Here is a 3,377-nt window from a genome sequence, read left to right on the forward strand (position 1 = left end):
TGCGTGCCGCCCGCCCCGACGACGCCGTGACCGGCGAGGAGAGCGGACGCTCCGGCGCCGCCGACGCCCACCGCCGCTGGCTCGTCGACCCGCTGTGCGGGACCCTCAACTACGCCGTGCGGAACATGCTCGTCGGTGTGAACGTCGCCCTGCGCGAGGGATCCGAGGTCACGGCCGCCGCGACCGCCGACCCGTTCAGCGGCGAGGTGTTCTGGACCGACGGCGACACGGCCCGCGTCCGCGGGGACGGCGCCGACGAGCCGCTGACCCCCTGGGCCGGGTCCGCGCTGGTGGACGTCAACCTCGACCCCTCCTTCCCCAACGCCCCCGGATTCCAGGCGGTCCGGCTCCTCGCCGACCCGGGCTTCGCCGAACGGTTCCGGCCCCGGGTGATCTCCAGCACCCTCGCGGTGGCCTGGGTCGCCGCCGGGCGCAGGGCCGCCTACGTCACCGACGGCGATCTGCGCGACAGCGTGCACTTCGCGGCCGGCATCGCCCTGTGCCGGGCGGCCGGCTGCACGGTCACCGGCCTGTACGGCGAGCCCGTGCTGAGCGGCGCGGGCGGACTCGTCGCGGCGGCCGACGCGGAGACCCACGCCGCGCTGCTGCGTCTCATCAAGGAGCAGGCGACATACGGCAGTTGAGGCCGTCTCGACGTACGCCGCGCCCATCTGATGTGATTCCGGCATGACGACGGCCCACGACCTCGCCACCCGCTTCGGCCCGGCCCTGGACACCCGCCCGGAGACGCGGCACGAGGCCGCACAGGACTTCGGGCACATCGTGCGAGCCGAGCCGCTCGGCGTCCTGCGCCCGCACTCCGCCGCAGAGATCGAGGACCTGCTCCGGTTCGCCGGACCCCGGGGCATCCCGGTGAGCGTACGCGGTGGCGGCCACTCGATGTACGGCCAGGGGCAGGCGGGCGGCGGGATCGTGCTGGACCTGCGCTCGCTGAACAGTGTCGGCCCGGTGACTGACGGTCAAGTGACCGTGCAGGCGGGCGCGTTGTGGCGGGACGTGCTGGCCGCCACCCTGCGGCACGGCCGCACCCCGCCGGTCCTCACCGACTACCTCGGCGCGGGCGTCGGCGGCGTCCTGTCGGCGGGCGGACTGGGCGGCGCCGGCCACCGGCACGGCCTGGTAGCGGACCAGGTCCTGGAGCTGGAGGTGGTGACCGGGGCCGGGCGGCACCGGGTCTGCTCGCCCGACCAGGACCCCGAGCTGTTCCACGCCGTGCTCGCCGGCCTCGGCCAGTGCGCCGTCATCGTGGCCGCCACCCTGCGCCTGGTGCCCGCACCCGACCGGGTCCGCCGCTACTGCCTGTACTACTCCGACCTCACCCGCTTCCTCGCCGACCAGCGGCGACTCGCGGAGGAACAGCGCTTCACCTACCTGGAGGGCCAGGCCCGGCCGGCGGACGAGCAGCGCCGGCAGTACATGATCGAGGCCGTGGCCCCGCACGCCGGCCCGTGCCCGCCGGACGACAGCACCCTGCTCGACGGACTCGCGCACGACCCCGCCGCCCTGGAGACGGAGGACCTCGGCTACGGCGAGTTCGCCCATCGCGTGGACACGGACGAGGAGGTCCTGCGGGCGACGGGGGAGTGGCTGCATCCCCACCCATGGCTCAACCTGCTGCTCCCACAGGACGGCGCCGAGTCCGTCGTCCGTGCCGTACTCGCCGACCCTGCCTTCGCCGACCTGTACGACACCGGCCTCGTCCTGCTGTACCCCCTGCTCGCCGACCGGCTGCGCGCACCCCTCTTCAGCCGCCCGTCCGGTCAAGTCCTGTATCTTCTCGCCCTGTTGCGCACGGCACCGCCGGGCGACCCCGAGACGGTCGTCGCGATGGTGGCCGCCAACCGCGCCGCCTACGAACGCGCCCGATCCCAGGGCGCCGTCGCCTACCCCGTCAACGCCCTGCCCATGACGGACGCCGACTGGCGCGACCACTACGGCAACCGCTGGCCGGCCCTCGCCGCCGCCAAACGGCGCCATGACCCCCATCTCGTCCTGGCGCGAGGACACGGCATGCGGTTCTGAAGGTTCTGACTCCCGAAGGCTTGCCGACGGCCTGTGCGTCGAGCACGTCGACAAGTACGACGTCCAAGGTGACATCGTTCCCCTGACCCACCCCACCCACCGGTCCCGCCCGACCTGCGGGGGCCGGGGGCAGCGCCTAAGGTGGCTGTGCTGGCGGTCCCCGGGTCCGGACGACGCGTCCGGCGGGCCTGCCGTCCCGGCAACTCGATGGAGACGGCCCGACTTCACCCCGACCGGCAATCCCCGGCGATTCCCGGTTCCGGACGCCCCGACCCGGGGACCTCGCCAGCAGAGACGGCGCACGAGACGGCGCAGGCGATCGCGGTCCTAGGAGAGATCGACGGCGTCCACCTGGAAACCGCGCGCGGCGAGGTGCAGGGCGCACAGTGGGCGCCGGAGGGGAGGCGGGTGTGTGCCCTCCCCTCCGGCGCCCACTGTGCCAGGACGAGGCCCTCCGGCAGCGAGCCGGGGGCACTTCTCGCCCGGTCTGTCAGGGTGTCCCCGGAGGGACCCGGTACCGGCTCAGTCCCGGGTCGCGGCCGGTGCCTCGTGACGGGACGGGGCCGAGTCCTGCCGGGCGTCCGGGCGGCGCCGCCGGCGCAGCAGCAGGCGTCTCGCCGGGCGCTCCACCGCCTCGTACAGAAGCCAGGACAGCCCGAGCGACACGGCGAACGCCGTCGTCGTGACGGCCACCCCCGCCAGCAGCCCGAAGTGCGGCTTCGTCCCGAGCAGCTCGGTGGCGGCCCGCAGCACCAGCAGATGGATCATGTAGAAGGCGAACGACAGCTCGCCGAGCCGCACCAGCCGCCGGCGCCGCCACAGCGAGGGCAGCCCCTGGACGTCCGCGACGGCCGCGGCCGGAATGAGCAGCGCGAACCCGACGATCGTGCACACGGTGGCCGAGTAGCCGGGCGTGACCTGCGGGACGAGGAAGTAGCCGATGATCGCCAGCGCCAGCGACGCTTCGAGGCCGGGCCCCCGCCACCGGCCGAGCAGCACCAGCCGCGCGGTGACCGCGCCGAGGACGAACTCGGGCAGCCGGGCCGCCGGGAACGAGTACAGCGCGTAGGTCCACCAGTGGTGGGCGTCCGCCCAGGCCAGCACCAGCACCGCCGCCACCGACAGGCCGGCCAGCGCGGCCGAACCACGCGCGCCGAGCCGGCGCAGCAGCAGGATCAGCAGCGGGAAGGAGGCATAGAAGAACGCCTCGCAGGCAAGAGACCAGCTGACCGGGTTCAGCTCTTGAGCAGAGCAGGCGGCGCCGTGGCCGTGCTTTCGACGGCCACCGCCCTGGTCCTGGGCGGCGGCACCGCATCCCCGGCACCGGCCGCGCC

Annotated in this window: 3 protein-coding genes; 2 read left to right on the forward strand and 1 reads right to left on the reverse strand. The window is 74.2% G+C overall.

The window, feature by feature from the left end; all coding sequences use genetic code 11:
* Positions 1–644: inositol monophosphatase family protein (locus tag AB0L75_RS43955; protein ID WP_365191910.1), on the forward strand; the 644-nt coding region annotated here is incomplete at its 5' end.
* 43 nt (positions 645–687) lie between these two features.
* Positions 688–2,043, forward strand: a complete 1,356-nt coding sequence (locus tag AB0L75_RS43960; RefSeq protein ID WP_365191911.1) for an FAD-binding protein — start codon at positions 688–690, stop codon at positions 2,041–2,043.
* A gap of 522 nt (positions 2,044–2,565) precedes the next feature.
* Here the strand turns inward: AB0L75_RS43960 and AB0L75_RS43965 are convergent.
* The coding region (locus tag AB0L75_RS43965) for an acyltransferase (RefSeq protein WP_365191912.1) at positions 2,566–3,377 on the reverse strand (812 nt) is incomplete at its 5' end.

The organism is Streptomyces sp. NPDC052101 (genome assembly GCF_040680235.1).
GTDB lineage: Bacteria > Actinomycetota > Actinomycetes > Streptomycetales > Streptomycetaceae > Streptomyces.